Source organism: Neisseria sp. P0022.S010 (assembly GCF_051956635.1).
In genome coordinates this window covers 1-1,500 of the sequence record NZ_JBQCXF010000656.1, presented here as the reverse complement: position 1 = coordinate 1,500, position 1,500 = coordinate 1, and the positions used below count along the sequence as shown (strand labels likewise).

Here is a 1,500-nt window from a genome sequence, read left to right as displayed (position 1 = left end):
GTCAAGCGTTTTATTTGGAAAACTTGCAGACAGCGTGTAAAATGCGCATTTGCTATTGAATTTACAGAGAATAAAATGTCAGATTTCGCACGCTGGCCGCTCTTATCCGAAGCATTTTCCCGTTTGGAACGGCCTGTGGTCGTGGTGGATTTGGAGACGACCGGTGGAAATTTCTATCAAGACAGGATAACGGAAGTCGCCCTTGTTCGTTTTGAGCAAGGACGCACCACACATTACGAGCAATTGGTCAACCCTTGCCGCAGCATTCCCGAATTCGTTGCCAGACTGACCGGAATTCATGATGAAACAGTGAAAAACGCGCCTGTCTTTGCCGATATTGCAGGCGATTTGTTGCCGCTATTGCAAGGTGCAGTGGTTGTTGCCCACAACAGCCGCTTTGACTACACCTTCCTGCGCCACGAGTTTGCCCGTATCCATACTGACTTTGCCGCACCCTCGCTCTGTACGGTGCAGCTGTCTCGCCGTCTCTATCCTGAGTTTTACAAACACAGCCTCGACAGCATTATCGAACGCACCGGCATTCAGACGGCCAACCGCCACCGCGCCATGACCGATGTTGCCGCATTGTGTGATTATCTCGAATTAAGTCTGGCAGAAAAAAATCATCAACAATGGGACGAACATGTCCGAGTATTGATGAATCCGAAAATGCTACCCACTTGGCTGCCTGATTCGCTCGCACAACAGCTCTATGCCCTGCCCGACAGTTACGGCGTATTGGTTTGGTTTGACCATTTCGGCAAAGCCCAAGCCATTGAAGCACACGAACGCGCATACAGTGAAACCGCCACCCTGCTGCACAGCAAAAAACTACCGCCGCACATTAAAGCCGCAGCCTCCATCCGTTTTATTCCGGCAGTCGGACAGCTCCATACATTATGGCTCAAAGCCCAGACCATGCAGGAATACCAACTGATGCCGTCTGAAAAGTCCACATCGTTTTCTACCGTCCGCTTTATCGCTGACGAACACGGCAGCCTTCAAGCACGCATCGTCTTGTTAAACAGCGGCACCAAAAATTGGCGCCCTTACGGTTTGTTTGCCCATAAAAAAGCAGCCAAACGCGCTTTGATGCAATGGTCGCAAGAACACAGACTCTGCCCAGATTCGCTCAACATTTTGCCGACCAGCTACGCAAAAGGCGAACCCTGCCCTGTCGAGGCCGTCGGAAAATGCAATGGCAACTGCCGCCAGCTAAACGGTATCAAACATCAAAACCAACGCATTACCGAGCTTGCCGCCCTACTCCCCGTAACCGATTGGGGCAAAGCGCACGAAATTGAAATTACCGAAACCGACCCCCTGACCGGAAACAGCATTACCCTGCTCTGCGCCGGCGGCGCGTTGGCATTGCCTGATGGAAGCTGGTATTTCGACAGCAGCCTGCCTCTCGTGATTAAAAACAAATTCAGACAAGACAAAGAAAATATCCGTTTGATTGCTTAAAACAAGGCCGTCTGAAAACCAAATTTTCAGACG

Annotated in this window: 1 protein-coding gene; it reads left to right on the top strand. The window is 50.7% G+C overall.

Features of this window, described 5'->3' with window-relative positions:
* Positions 1–75 precede the first annotated feature (75 nt).
* Positions 76–1,467, top strand: coding sequence for an exonuclease domain-containing protein (locus tag ACTHUT_RS20405; RefSeq protein WP_440419626.1), 1,392 nt, complete (start codon positions 76–78; stop codon positions 1,465–1,467).
* The last annotated feature ends 33 nt before the right edge of the window (positions 1,468–1,500 follow it).